Here is a 13,030-nt window from a genome sequence, read left to right as displayed (position 1 = left end):
TCCCATCTTCGAGCGCTCTGCCTTGTGGCGGGGCCTCATCTCTTCTTATCGCAGTGGCCGGAGGCTGACATGCTCAAGATTGCCGATCACACCTTCTCTTCGCGCCTCTTTACCGGCACCGGCAAGTTTGCCCGCCCGGATCTGATGGCCGCCGCCATCGAGGCGAGCGGCTCCCAGCTGGTCACCATGGCCATCAAGCGGCTTGAACCGGGCAAGGCCCATGACGATATCCTGAGCCCCTTGCTGCAACTCGGGGTCAAGCTGCTGCCCAACACCTCCGGCGCCAAGACCGCCGCCGAGGCGGTATTTGCTGCCCATCTCGCCCGCGAGGCGCTGGGGACGAACTGGCTCAAACTGGAGATCCACCCCGACCCGCGCTATCTGCTGCCCGATCCCATCGAGACGCTGAAAGCTGCCGAGCAGCTGGTGAAAGAGGGCTTTGTGGTGCTGCCCTACTGCGGCGCCGACCCCGTGCTCTGCAAGCGATTGGAAGAGGTGGGCTGCGCCGCCGTGATGCCGCTCGGGGCACCTATCGGTTCCAATCAGGGGCTGGTGACCCGGGAGTTTCTCTCCATCATCGTCGAGCAGGCCAATGTGCCTGTGGTGGTGGATGCGGGGATCGGTGCGCCGAGCCACGCCGCCGCCGCCTTTGAGCTGGGTGCCGATGCCGTGCTGGTCAACACCGCCATCGCCGTCAGCGGCGACCCGGTTGCCATGGGCCGCGCCTTTGCGCTGGCCTGCACCGCCGGTCGCAGCGCCTATGAAGCTGGTCTTGGCGCCCGCGCCCTGCAGGCCCAAGCCTCCAGCCCGCTTACCGATTTTCTGGGGGCGTTATGAGTCATGAAATAGGGGCGACCATGAACATCTCCCCCTTGTCCCAAGCGCAGCCAGAGGTTTGCCCCCCTCTCCCTCTGGGAGAGGGGCTGGGGGTGAGGGCTCAGGGGGCAATAGAATCAGAAACAGCCCCCTCCTTTCTCGATCGCTGGCAGGAGCTGGAGTGGGACGATATCGGCATGCAGATCCGTGCCAAGACCGCCGCCGATGTGGCACGCGCCCTGAGTGCCCCGCGCCGCACCCTGGCCGATTTTATGGCGCTGATCTCCCCTGCCGCCGAAGCGTACCTGCCACAGATGGCGGCCGAGGCCGAGCGGCTGACCCGCCAGCGCTTTGGCAACACCATCGGCTTCTATGTGCCGCTCTATTTGTCGAATCTGTGCGCCAACGACTGCACCTACTGCGGCTTCTCCATGAGCAACCGCCTCAAGCGCAAGACCTTGAATGCAGAAGAAATAGAACGCGAGTGTCTCGCCATCAAGGCGCGTGGTTTTGACAGCGTGCTGCTGGTGACCGGCGAGCACGAGCACAAGGTGGGGCTCGCCTATTTTCGCGAGGTTATGCCCATCATCCGCCGTCACTTCAGCACGGTGGGGATGGAGGTGCAGCCCCTCTCTCAGGACGAATATGCCGAGCTGAAGAGCCTCGGCCTAGACGCCGTCATGGTCTATCAGGAGACCTACCACGCCCCCACCTACGCCCGCCACCATCTGCGCGGCAACAAGCGGGACATCGCGTGGCGCCTCGCCACACCGGATCGGCTCGGCCGCGCCGGTATCGACAAGATAGGTCTGGGGGCGCTGATCGGTCTCTCCTCGGACTGGCGCGCCGACAGCTACTTTGTCGCCGAGCATCTCGCCTGGCTGGAGCGCCACCACTGGCAGAGCCGCTACTCGCTCTCCTTCCCGCGCCTGCGCCCCTGCACCGGCGGGCTGGAGCCTGCCGTGGTCATGTCGGATCGCCAGCTGGCCCAGCTGATCTGCGCCTGGCGCCTCTTCTCGCCCACGCTGGACTTGTCGCTCTCTACCCGCGAGTCGGCCATGTTTCGCAACGGCGCGGTGCGCCTTGGTATCACCCAGATGTCGGCCGAGTCGCGTACCCAGCCGGGGGGCTATGCCGAGGGGGATGCCGAGGAGCTGGAGCAGTTCGCTATCCACGACGACCGCCCGGTAGGGGAAGTGGCTGCCGCCGTGCGGCAGGCAGGGTTGCAGCCGGTGTTCAAGGACTGGGAACCGTTTTTGGGCCGATAGGGGCGGCCACGCCCCCTTTGCCGGCGGCATTCCGGCGTCCAGCCAGACTCCGTGCCTGTGGCAAGCAGGCACGGCTGCGCCGTGCAATCGTAGGGTCGATTAGCCGGTAGGCGTAATCGTCCGAGGGGATAGTCGATGGCACGGCTTTGCCGTGCAGGACGCGAGGTCGTTGGCCTCGAAGGGGGTTCGCCCGCCCTTCGGGCCGGGGCGAGTGACTTTGGAAAGACCCGCTCTTTTCAAAAAATGCACCAAAGGTCTTTTCCCCCGCTTATTCGCCCGGCTTACGTCGGGTGCCTTCGGCTCACCTGCTTGTCCGATGGTACGCGCCGATGGGCCATCCATGACCCGGCGCCGCTCGCTCGACATCCTGTCTCGCGGCCTGGACAAGCGGGTTAGCCTCAGCGAATAAGAAGGGGAACCAAAACCGTGCCCGCCATTCAGACTTGGCCTAGTGGGTGTATGTCGCCAGTAGACTCTCAGCTTCTGGTCTTGGCCGTATCGATCAGACGCCTGTTAATAGTGTCTCGCCATGCAGCCAATCTCGCTATGTCTTGCTCAAGTTCATCAGGCTCTGGGATTGGGAGCCTTCCAACAATTGTTGCGGCATCGTGCTCGAACTTGGAGCACTTAGACATTCCTACATCAACTTCCCGGTAGTCATCATCGGTCACAACGACAGACTTAAGGCGCTGTGTTGACACACCTTCACCGAACCGCTGGACCGCGCCGTTCAGCAACACCTCCTCGACACACCGCTCCCAAGCCAGGCGTAGCCGGCCGTAGCAAAATGCAGTCAGACGACGATGTTCATCCTCGTCCCCATCCTTTTGCGCTCTACGAACCTCCACGAGTTCTTGCCGGAGCCTTGCCAGGCGATCTTTGGTGCCCACAACGTCAAACGGCAGATCTTGCGAGTGCACACCATATCCTTGGGCTGTTCTGCGAATGTAGTTCTTGCTCAGCATTGACCCAAGTTCCTCGATCTTCTGCTCCAAGATGCAGAGGAAGTAGATGTCGTGGGTGAAGACGATCACCTGCCGGGTGAGTGACTCAAGGGCTAAACGATAAGCCACCTCCCAACGGCGCCTGTGATCGAGTGATGACACTGGATCATCAAACACAATCCCGCCACGTCCTTTGCCAAGCTTTATCTCTGCCAGGAAGGATGCGATAGCAATAGCTCGCTGCTCCCCCTCACTGAGGATGGCGGCAGGCGAACCTCCACCAGGCAATTGAAGGACCAGCTTGAATTGGGTCTTTCCCCCTGGAGACTCTGGCTTCATTACGACCTGAAGTTGATGCACCTTGAGGAGTTTGAGTTCATCGTTGAGAGCGTCCGCCAGCTCCTTGCTGGCCGTTGTCCGCGAAAGCTCGGTAGACTTTCTGGAGATTGCTCGTGTATCCAAACCATCAATACACGCCTGAAGCTTACGGCAGATCTCATGCTTGGTGATTGCCTCTAAGACAGCGGTCTTGACTTCCCCCAGGCGCACCCGCGCATCAAGCTCTCGCTTCTCCGCCATCATATCAGCCCGAACTTTCTCATCGGCCGTGGCCTCCAAAGCCTTGGCCTGTTCCTGTAGACCTTCAATTATGCTTACCAACCCCGGTCGAGGATCATTCGACAGTGCCAAAATCTCTTCCCACGGGAGCTCGGTCGCCGCTGCCTGCAACACCAATTGATGACGGGTATTCAGGCATTTCTGCATCGTCGAGCATCCAGCTGCGAGCTCAGGAGCAATCTCCGTCAACTCTTCCACCAAACCATCACGGAATATGATGTCCAAGGCCGCTTTCTTGATCGCTTTGTAGGCCGTTGCTGCTACCTCGCGCGCCTCGGCCGCAGCTTTTTCAGCTGCCTGCTTGATAAACGTGTCAAACTGCACCAGACGCGCAGCCCCATCTTGTCCAAGCATGTTTTGGCAGAGGGGGCATGCAGAGTCTTCGGGAAGCACCGGGAATTCATGGTCTGGGTGGCTTACTTTGGCAAAAGTTCGGGCTGCTTCAAACAGCGTTTTCCATTCTTCATTTCCAGTACCAGCAAGTTGACCCGGAGTTTGTTTGAACTCGGTCGCCGCTAGGTCTGCGGCAGCTTTGGCTGATTTTGCTTTATCAATAAGCCCTTTAAGCTGTGTGACCTTTTCATCGTCGATCAGTGTTATCGCGGCGGTAATTCGATCCTTCAACCCCTTAAGGCGCGCTGCCTTCTGATGAGTCGCTTGGGCTTTTTGCTTAGGATCAGCCTCTGCGAGGGTTTTAGTCAGCAGGGCCCGCCGATCCAGCTCGGCTTGGTTAAGCGTGGCCAAATTCTCAATGTGCTCTGGTTTTGTCTGGGTCGGGATACCAAGTAGTGCTGTGGCGACCGCAGTCTGCTCTCTCATCAGCACGGCATACGCTGCGTCACTTGGAGCATTCGCAGCCTTCTCTTGCGTAGCCCGCGCCTTGAGCTTGTTACAGGCACCGACTAGCCCCTCTAAGATGTCCAGCCCATATGGGGTGTAAGCAAAGTCCCCGTGGTTATCGATGTAAGCTCGGGCGCAGTGGGTATCGAAGATTGAGATATCCGAAAGTGGTTCAGGCGCTATCACACCGTACTGCCAAGGAAGGTCAATCGCTGTGCCATCGATTACAACCTCGAACACAGCCTGAGCGGTGCCAACGTCCTTGGGGTCTAGGTTGGCGTTGGGTAGGATGGGCTCGCGCCGATCTCTCGCGCGACACGCGTGTTTGAATATTCTGGAGTATCCCGACTTCCCGGCTCCGTTTTCCCCGTAGATAACGGTTAGACCAGCTAAAGCGATCGGGACGCTCCCGCCGTTCGCCAATGCATTGACGTTCACAAGCCCCTTGATCGCGGCTAACTGAACTACTCGGGCTGGATCGGCAGGCGGAGCAACCTGTGTGTCTTGAAGCTTCTTGGATATCCGGCCATCTGGATCTGGAATCCCCACTTCTGCCTTGGCCAATGCATAGAGGTCTTCCAGATCCGCAGTACTAAGTGAGCGATCTTGGTAGAGTCTAGCAATAGCATCTTGCTGCCAAGCAGCGAGTCCCTTGGACCACGCATAGATCTCTTGAATAATGCTCATCAATTTGCACCTTGTTGCTCACATCTGCTTTTTCAGAAAATTACCGCCATACCTCGGTGGTATATCCGGCAGTTCGCCAAGAATGGAATAATCCTATTCTCGGTAGAAGGGTCGGGCCTGGAAACTGTGTGGCTGATGGCGGTCAGTTGCATCTGGCTCAGTTCCAGATGAAGAGTGACCACCATGACTAGGTGGTACTGGATGGTCAAGGTGGATGGTGGGGGATTGTCGGCGACCTCGCACTATTCCTGTCTGTTTGATGTGCGGCCTTGCTGGCTTCTTATATTTCAATCCTCACTCTCGGATACCGGTGCGGGTTATCTGGGCCAACCTCTGTCGTCTGACCGCGGATGGCGCATCGACCCCGCCGGGGTTTGTCTCTAGCATAAGGAAGATGCGGGGCAGGGGCTCCGCCATGCGGGCGCTGGTTGATGCCCGTTTACGGACTTTTGGCGGAGAGAAAAGATGAAGCTGCGTTCCTTGTTGATGGTGGGTGCCCTGCTGCTGGGCGGTTGTGCGGTCAATCCCTACGGTGGCACTCAGGCTCCTGTCAGTAAACCGGACCAGCCAGTGAGCCAGCCGGACAAGCCGGTGACCAAGCCGGATGCCGGGGCGCCGCTGCCCAAACCGGTGGCGCCGACCGGGTTGGCGCTGGCCATGGCGGATGCCTTTGTGCAGGCCCCCGAGGTGCGGGAGCTGGCGCAAACCGGCCAGCCAGTGCTGCTGCTTACTCCGCCCCAGAACGGCACCGGCGAGCCGGTGGATACCCGCGCCATGGCGGCAGCCATGAGCAAGCGCATCCAGAGCAAGAGCGGTTTTCGCTTTGTCGACCCAGGTCAGGTGGCGGCCATCACCGGCCAGCTTGAGTATCAGCAGGGCAGGATGAACCCGGCCTCCCTGGTGCGGCTCGGTCGCCAGACCGGCGCCGGCTACATGCTCTACGGGGATCTGGTGGCCGAGGGCAGCCGCTATCGGCTGTCGATGACCCTGATGGAGCTGCGCAGCGGCGAGCTGCTCTGGAGCGGCAGTCGCTCCGCCAGCCACTGAGGATGCCGAAGGGCTGACAGGTTTGTCAGCCCTTCACGCTTTGGGCGGGGTCAGCAGGTTGAGGTAATCGAGCAGCGAGAAAGGGTGTGCAAAGCCTGTCAGCTTGGCCAGCCTGTCCAGCTCTGTCTGTCCAACTTGCTGTAACTGTGCCTGCTGAGCCGGTGTGAGCGTCGTGGCTCTTGCCTTGATCAGGGCATCGAGCAAGGCGCGGTCTCCGGCGACTGCCTGATGAAACGCCTTGATCGCCAGCGCATCTACCTCTGCGGCGGTGCAGCGTTCCATGCTCTTTTCATGCAGGTAGACAAGCACCGTCACCTGCTGCTCTCTTTCCAGCAACCAGAAGCGATCCTCTTTGGGAGGCAACGCGGGTTTGTGGCGGGCCTTGCTTGCCTCACAACGCGCAAACGCCGGATCCAGATCGTGCAACGACAGGGCCATGGCGCTCTGGCTTGTGGTCAGTAACAGACACAGTGCACCCAAGGCCGGGCTGAGGAGTTTGGGTTTGGCCTTGCCCTTGGTGGTGAGTGGCGACAGCGGCCTCATTCCTGCTTTTTCAGAAAATAGGTGGTATGCCCGGGCGGCATGTCCGGCAGCTCGCCAAAGACCTGATAACCCTGCTTCTGATAGAAGGGCAGCGCCTGGAAGCTGGTGGTTTCCAGATGAAAGTTGCTGATGCCCTTGCTTCGGGCGTACAGCTCCATGGTGGCGAGCAGGCGGCCGCCCCAGCCATCCTGGCGGATGCGCTCGTCAATCCAGAGCCAGTCCACGTGCAGCCAACCCCACTTGAGGTCGGCGGTGATGCCGCCGTGCACCTTGCCATCTTCATCCTTGATAAAGCTGGCGATGTGCTCGCGCAGGTGGATGCCGGCCTTGCCGATGTTGTAGCCCGACAGGCCGATGCGCAGCGCGTCGACATCCTGCTCGGCAGGGGGTTGAGGTGGGGTCAGGTGCATGGTCTCTCCAGAGCCGGGTAAAGGGCCTTTATCCATAACCGTTAAGACTCAATGCGGTCAAGTGGTTGCCCGACCTCAATGGCGATCAGCCTGCTGGGCGGGCAACCTGCGTCACAGCTGCGGGAAGTAGCAGGCGGCCATGTCGACCGGGTGATCGGGGCAGCCGGGCAGGTAGAAGTGCCAGCCCGCATCGGTGAAGGCGCGCAGCTCGCTCTCCACGAACTTGAGGGCGAGGCTGAGGGCCTGCAGGGCATCGACGCCATAGATGAAGGTCTTGTTGCCAAGGCCGTCCAGCTTCACCTTGCAACGCCAGTCACCGCCGGCGGACTTGGGGTCCGGCTCGGGGGCGCGGATGGTAATCTTCACGGTCAGCTGTTCTCCCTCGATGCTGATGGCATCGAAGCGGGCTTTCACTATGGCTCTCTTCATCTGGACGATCCTTTTCCGGGGGCCGGCGCCTGTCTGGCTGGTGGCTGATGGTCGGTGAGTCGGCGGTCAGTGGCAGACTCAGGAAGGTCAGCCTAATGGATGCGGGCGTCGCAGACAACGGGCGCAGCGGCTGTCTGTGAGGCAGGGTGAATATCCGAGCGCCGCTGCTCTTTTGAGCGAAGAGGGGCGGGGCAAGCGCTATTTTCCCGCATTGCTTGATGCGCATCCATGAATGGCGGGATCCCTCGCTGGCTCGGCGCCATTCCCGGCACGATAATTGGGGCAGGCGCCAGCCCGGTGTGCGCCTCTCGTCCCCGGATCCAAGGAAACCGCATGGCTCTTTCGGTCAAGCAACTATATGAAGTGATGGCCCAACTGCCCGACCCCGTCTTCATCCTGAGCGAGGATGGCTACTACATCGAATACATCGGCGGGGTGGAGCAGCAATCCTACCAGGATGGCAACCCGCTGACGGGCAAGCGACTGGCCGATGTGCTGCCGGCCGCCATGACCCGCTGGGTGATGGAGCAGGTGACCCTGGCGCTGGATTCGGGCCAGGTGCAGGTGGTGGAGTACGAACTGGCGGCGGTGGAGGTGGAGGGGATCGACGCCTCGGTCGGGCCGCAGGGGATGCAGCACTTCGAGGGCAAGATTGCGCCGCTGCCCTCCCGCTACGACGGCAAGCGGGCGGTGGCCTGGGTGACCCGCAACATCACCCGCCAGTACGAGCTGCAGCAGCGGCTCAAGCTGCAGAGCGAAACCGACCAGCTGACCGGCCTCTACAACCGCCGCTATTTCTTCGAGCACTGCCGGCAGCGGCGGGCGGGGGAAGCTCCCTGCGCGCTGGTGATGCTGGACATCGACCACTTCAAGCAGATCAACGATCGCTTCGGCCATCAGCAGGGTGACCGGGCGCTGCAGCGCTTCTGCGCTTGCGTGGCCGCCCAGCTGCGGGCGGACGATCTGTTCGTGCGCAGCGGCGGCGAAGAGTTTCTGATCCTGCTGCCCGGCATGAGCGAGCCGGATCTGCTGGCACTGGCGGAGCGGATCCGGGCGGCCGTGGCAGCGCTGCCGGCAGATCCGGCGGCCTTTACCGTCAGCCTGGGCACCACCCTGGTGCGGCCGGGGGAGGAGATCAATCAGGCGCTGGCCCGCGCCGACGAGTGGCTCTATCGGGCCAAGCGGGCCGGGCGCAACCGGGTCGCCCACTGCCCGGTGGCAACCGGCGCTCAGGAATGAAACCGGGGCCGGCAACCCTCTTATATATGGTGGCCAGCCCGGCGCCGATATATCAGGCGCTGCGGGCACTGTTCGCTGCATAATTAACTGATATTTATAGGCTGATGCTGTTAATATTAACGGGCCACTCTCTGGCCTTATTCAAGTTGTTGAACAACTCATCGAGGTTTTGTCGTTATGTTACCAGACGGAGCTGAATTGATTATCTTGAGGCCGAAATGACACATCTTATTTCCTTTTGAAACAATCCGATTCAAACAGTCATGAATTATTAACCTTGACCTTTATGGCGATTTCAACGATGGTAGCGTGGCATCCCCGTTTCCTCTTGGTGATCATGTTGATCGCAGGCGGGCTTGTTTTTTCTACGATCCGGTCGATATGCCACTGCATATCACCAGCCTAATTACACGGGCCAATAAAATAAAAGATGACAGATTAATAAGGTGTATATCGCAATGAGTGTTGCTATTGCTGAAAAGAGTAATCCCGCATCAAAGTTGAAATGGGAGAAAAGTGATTCGGTATGGACCATGGGCTTATATGCCACTGCGGTCGGTGCAGGTACACTGTTTCTCCCAATTACCGTTGGCAGTAATTCGCCGGTTATTTTGCTATTTATATTATTGATGGCATTTCCGCTTTCTTATTATTCCCATCGGGCATTGAGTCGTTTTGTATTATCCAGTTCCCACCGGGAGGGGGATATTACCCACGTGGTGGAAGAGCACTTCGGTGCGCGGGCGGGCAAGCTGCTGATGCTGGTCTACCTGATGGCCTTCTACCCCATCATTCTGGTCTACAGCATCTCCATCACCAACGCGATCCAGAGCTTTGTGGTGCACCAGTTGGGCAATGCCGAGATCCCGCGCGGCCTGCTGGTGCTGGGGGTGATGCTGGGGCTGCACCTGGTGCTGCTGGCAGGCAAGCAGATCGTGGTGTCGGCTATCAGCGTGCTGGCCCTGCCCATGGTTGCCTTCCTCATCGGCCTCTCCATCTATCTGCTGCCCCAGTGGAGTCTCTCCTACTTCAGCGAGAGTCAGGGAGTGGACTGGCGTGACCCAGCGTTCTGGAAATCCCTCTGGCTGATCGTGCCGGTGATGGTGTTCTCCTTCAGCCACGCCCCCATCATCTCCTCTTTCAGCGCGGCGCAGAAGAAGCGCTGTCAGGCGAGCGCCGACCAGCGCGCCAAGCGGATCATCAAGTGCAGCAGCCTGCTGATTTGCGGCAGCGTGCTCTTCTTCGTGGTGAGCTGCGTGATGAGCCTGAGCCAGGCCGAGATGGCGCAGGCCCGCATCGACAATATTTCGGTGCTGTCGGCGCTGGCGAACAAGTTCTCCAATCCGCTGATCGCCTATGTGGGGCCACTCATCGCCATTCTGGCCATGTCCAAATCCTTCCTCGGCACCTCCATGGGGGTGAGCGAGGGGACGGTGAGCATGGTGAACGGTGCCTGTCAGGGGCTGGGGCTGTCGCTGCGTGAAGCGACCATCGCACGGGTCTCGTCGGTCATCCTGTTCGTGGTGACCGGGGTGATTACCTACCTCAACCCGAACGTGCTGGAGATCATCGAGAAGGTGAGCGGGCCGCTCATCGCGGTGATCCTGTTCCTGCTGCCGGCCTGTTCCATCTATCGTCTGCCCGCCCTCAAGCGTTATCGCGGGGCGAGTATCCTCTTCGTGCTGGTGATCGGGCTGCTGGCCATCTCGGCCCTTATCTACGATCTGCTGTGACGGCGGATCCCGCACAAGTCAAAAAGGGCGACCCATGGGTCGCCCTTTTTCTTGGTGTTGCCGTCAGCCGAGCAGGGTGGAGACGCTCTGGCCGGCCATCAGCAGGCCGATGGCCAGGGCGCTGAACCAGACCAGGGTGGCGCTCACCAGCAGGTAGCCGCTGGCGACGAACAGGCCGTCGCGCTGCAGCATGCCGATGGCCAGCAGCAGGATGGCCCAGGCCGGCATGGCGTTGGTGAAGGGGATGGCTCCGAGCGGCAGCATCAGCAGCAGGGCCGCCAGCATGATCAGCAGGCCGTTGCAGCGGTTGATGGTACTGCTGCCGGTCAACAGCAGCAGGCGCGGGCGGATGAAGCGATCGATGCGGGCCAGCAGATCCGCCCCCTTGTGCAGGGTTGGCCTGAGCTGCTCGGCGGCGAAGCGGCGCTCCATCAGGATGGCGGGCAGCCAGGGCACCCGGTTGAGGGTGATGCCGATGCCGATGAACAGGATCAGCAGGCCAAACGGGGTGCTGACGCCGGGGATGGAGACTGGCAGCAGGAAGGGCACGGTGAGCAGCACGCAAAACAGCAGCATGCCCTGTTCGCCGACCAGGGCCAGCATCTGGCGCAGGCTGATATGGCTCTCCTCGATGGCGTGGGCGGTGGCCCGCAGGGTATCGGAGAGCTTGTTCTGGGGGTCGTTGAGTTGCGCGGCAACCATTCCCTGATGTCCTTCTGGTGAGTTGAACCGGCTCACCATGAGCCGATTGCGCGCCAGCATACGTGGCACAGGTTAATCCGGGATGAATAACCGCAGGCGCGGATGTACCGTCTGACCGGCAGGCTGCCGGTGGTGGCGACGGAGTGTGATCTCCTCGCTGAAAATCGCTTGATACAGGTCGGGTTTAGGATGGGGGCCAGTGGGCTCTGATATGCTTGACGGGCACTGATGCAGCGCACGGAGGAGCCGTGATGAAACGAGCAGGGATCATGATGATGGGGCTGTTGTTGCCGCTGGGGCAGGCCTGGAGCGCCGAGGGGGAGGCCGCCCTCGGCTGGCAGGTGACGCCGTTCTTCGGCTACAGCTCGGCCATCGACTTCGAGGCCAATGACGACCCCAAACCGACGCCCGTATCCACCCGGCTGGAGTCCTTGCAGGGGGAGCGTTCCGGCAGTTGGGGCCTGTTCATCAGCAAGGAGGTGGATGACCCCGGCATGATAGAGCTGCTCTACAGCCACCAGTCCACCCGCCTCTCCCCCGATCAGCCGGATCGGTTGACGGTGGACACCCTCCACTTCGCCGGGGCGCTCACCCTGTCGGACAACCTGATGGCCCCCTACATCGGCGCCGGTGTCGGGGCGACCCGCTTTGCCGCCTACGACAGCGACGTCGCCCCCTCCATGTCGCTGGCGCTCGGGGTGCAGCCGCGCCTGACCGAGCATCTGGCGCTGCGGGCCGAGGTGCGCGGTTATGGTTCGCTGGTCAACGACAACAGCCAGTTTCTCTGCAACCCGGACCAGTGCGTGTTCAAGGTGCGCGGCGAGCTGGTGACCCAGTGGCAGGCCAATATCGGCCTGACCCTGCGGTTTTGAGCCTGTTGCACAGCGGCGACTTGCTGCCCCTGCCTCGTGCACTGCCCTCGCTGTCGACCCCGCGACTGCTGCTGCGGGCGTTTGATGCCGGGGACAGTGCCGATCTGTTCGCCATCTACGGGGACTCCGAGGTCATGCGTTTCGTCGGCGAGCCGCCTTTCCCGAGCCTCGCTACCGTGGCGCAGATGCTGGCGAGCGTCGCGCGGTTGCTGGCCGCCGGGGCGTCGCTGGAGTGGGGGTTGGTGGCGCGCGACAGCGAGCGCCTGATCGGCACCTGCGGCCTGCACAGCTTTGCGGGGGAGGCTGGTTTGCGTCAGGCAGAGGTGGGCTGCATGCTGGCTCGCAGCCACTGGGGAGAGGGATGGATGGCAGAGGCGCTGACGGCCCTGATCGCCTATGCCCGCCAGCTCGGCATCACCACCCTGCTGGCGGATATCGAACCGGACAATCTGCCCAGCCAGCGGCTGTTTCGGCGGCTGGGCTTTGTCTGGCAGCAGGCTACCTGCTACCGCTTGTCGCTTGAGGGGATCACACCAGACCGCGAGTGAGGCGGCTGAGCGGCTCGTTGACGTCGAACAGCTTGAACTGCACCGCGCTGGCGCCCATGGCGAGCACCCGCTGCTCGTGCATGGTGGCGTAGGCGAGGGCGCTCGCCTCATCCTCGAACAGATAGATGCCGCCCGCCTCGCCGGTGCGCGGGTTTTCGGTCCAGATCTTGGAGATGAAGCCCGGCTCCTTGGTGATGGACTCGGCCAGCGGCATGGCCGCGGCGGTGAGGGCCGGCCCCATCAGCTCGGTGGGGAAGTTGAAGTGGATCTGCAGCAGGCTGGGCATGGTGAACCTCTCGTGGGCGTTGAATGACTAAGCCCGCATCATAGGAAG

The 13,030-nt window shown here is 61.2% G+C and carries 13 protein-coding genes; 7 read left to right on the top strand and 6 right to left on the bottom strand.

Annotated elements, in window-relative coordinates; genetic code table 11:
* The first annotated feature begins 69 nt into the window (after positions 1 to 69).
* Both PG900_RS10970 and thiH read left to right on the top strand, forming a co-directional pair.
* The gene (locus tag PG900_RS10970) at positions 70 to 837 is read left to right on the top strand and encodes a thiazole synthase (protein ID WP_024945667.1); all 768 of its coding nucleotides are present in this window, start codon (positions 70 to 72) and stop codon (positions 835 to 837) included.
* A gap of 110 nt (positions 838 to 947) precedes the next feature.
* Positions 948 to 2,084, top strand: coding sequence for a 2-iminoacetate synthase ThiH (gene thiH / locus PG900_RS10965; RefSeq protein WP_442866157.1), 1,137 nt, complete (start codon positions 948 to 950; stop codon positions 2,082 to 2,084).
* 476 nt (positions 2,085 to 2,560) lie between these two features.
* On the opposite strand, the gene PG900_RS10960 is transcribed toward thiH, so the two are convergent.
* On the bottom strand, positions 2,561 to 5,173 hold the full coding sequence (locus tag PG900_RS10960; protein WP_270831463.1) for an AAA family ATPase: 2,613 nt from the start codon (positions 5,171 to 5,173) through the stop codon (positions 2,561 to 2,563).
* A 465-nt stretch (positions 5,174 to 5,638) separates the two neighbouring features.
* On the opposite strand from PG900_RS10960, the gene PG900_RS10955 reads away from it, so the two are divergent.
* The gene (locus tag PG900_RS10955; RefSeq protein ID WP_270831462.1) at positions 5,639 to 6,220 is read left to right on the top strand and encodes a penicillin-binding protein activator LpoB; all 582 of its coding nucleotides are present in this window, start codon (positions 5,639 to 5,641) and stop codon (positions 6,218 to 6,220) included.
* Positions 6,221 to 6,253: 33 nt separating this feature from the next.
* On the opposite strand, the gene PG900_RS10950 is transcribed toward PG900_RS10955, so the two are convergent.
* The 3 genes from PG900_RS10950 to PG900_RS10940 form a co-directional block, all read right to left on the bottom strand.
* A complete protein-coding gene (locus tag PG900_RS10950) occupies positions 6,254 to 6,763 on the bottom strand; it encodes a hypothetical protein (RefSeq protein ID WP_270831461.1) in 510 nt (169 codons plus the stop codon).
* Positions 6,760 to 7,173 carry a GNAT family N-acetyltransferase gene (locus tag PG900_RS10945; RefSeq protein ID WP_270831460.1) on the bottom strand — a complete coding sequence of 138 codons (414 nt, stop codon included), beginning with the start codon at positions 7,171 to 7,173 and terminating at the stop codon, positions 6,760 to 6,762. Before PG900_RS10945 ends, PG900_RS10950 begins: the two co-directional genes overlap by 4 nt.
* A 111-nt stretch (positions 7,174 to 7,284) precedes the next feature.
* Entirely contained in the window at positions 7,285 to 7,602 is a 318-nt protein-coding gene (locus PG900_RS10940) for a DUF6968 family protein (RefSeq protein WP_270831459.1), read from the bottom strand.
* A gap of 333 nt (positions 7,603 to 7,935) precedes the next feature.
* Between PG900_RS10940 and PG900_RS10935 the strand changes: the two genes are divergently transcribed.
* Positions 7,936 to 8,841, top strand: a complete 906-nt coding sequence (locus PG900_RS10935) for a GGDEF domain-containing protein (protein WP_270831458.1) — start codon at positions 7,936 to 7,938, stop codon at positions 8,839 to 8,841.
* A gap of 458 nt (positions 8,842 to 9,299) precedes the next feature.
* Positions 9,300 to 10,574 carry an amino acid permease gene (locus tag PG900_RS10930; protein WP_333563427.1) on the top strand — a complete coding sequence of 425 codons (1,275 nt, stop codon included), beginning with the start codon at positions 9,300 to 9,302 and terminating at the stop codon, positions 10,572 to 10,574.
* A 63-nt stretch (positions 10,575 to 10,637) separates the two neighbouring features.
* Here PG900_RS10930 and PG900_RS10925 read toward each other — a convergent pair whose 3' ends face one another.
* The gene (locus PG900_RS10925) at positions 10,638 to 11,276 is read right to left on the bottom strand and encodes an exopolysaccharide biosynthesis protein (protein WP_270802149.1); all 639 of its coding nucleotides are present in this window, start codon (positions 11,274 to 11,276) and stop codon (positions 10,638 to 10,640) included.
* A gap of 251 nt (positions 11,277 to 11,527) precedes the next feature.
* Here PG900_RS10925 and PG900_RS10920 point away from each other — a divergent pair, with 251 nt between their 5' ends.
* Positions 11,528 to 12,148: an outer membrane beta-barrel protein gene (locus tag PG900_RS10920; protein WP_270802147.1), complete on the top strand. Its 621-nt coding sequence runs from the start codon at positions 11,528 to 11,530 to the stop codon at positions 12,146 to 12,148.
* Complete coding sequence (locus PG900_RS10915) at positions 12,145 to 12,696, top strand: GNAT family N-acetyltransferase (RefSeq protein WP_270831457.1); 552 nt, start codon at positions 12,145 to 12,147, stop codon at positions 12,694 to 12,696. Before PG900_RS10920 ends, PG900_RS10915 begins: the two co-directional genes overlap by 4 nt.
* On the opposite strand, the gene PG900_RS10910 is transcribed toward PG900_RS10915, so the two are convergent.
* Positions 12,677 to 12,982, bottom strand: a complete 306-nt coding sequence (locus PG900_RS10910; protein ID WP_043160875.1) for a monooxygenase — start codon at positions 12,980 to 12,982, stop codon at positions 12,677 to 12,679. The two genes, PG900_RS10915 and PG900_RS10910, sit on opposite strands and share 20 nt — an antisense overlap.
* Between the last annotated feature and the right edge of the window lie 48 nt (positions 12,983 to 13,030).

Source organism: Aeromonas sp. QDB03 (assembly GCF_027707985.1).
Taxonomy (GTDB): Bacteria; Pseudomonadota; Gammaproteobacteria; order Enterobacterales; family Aeromonadaceae; genus Aeromonas; species Aeromonas hydrophila.
Note: the sequence above shows the minus strand (reverse complement) of the source record. Positions and strands in the feature narration are given on the sequence as shown.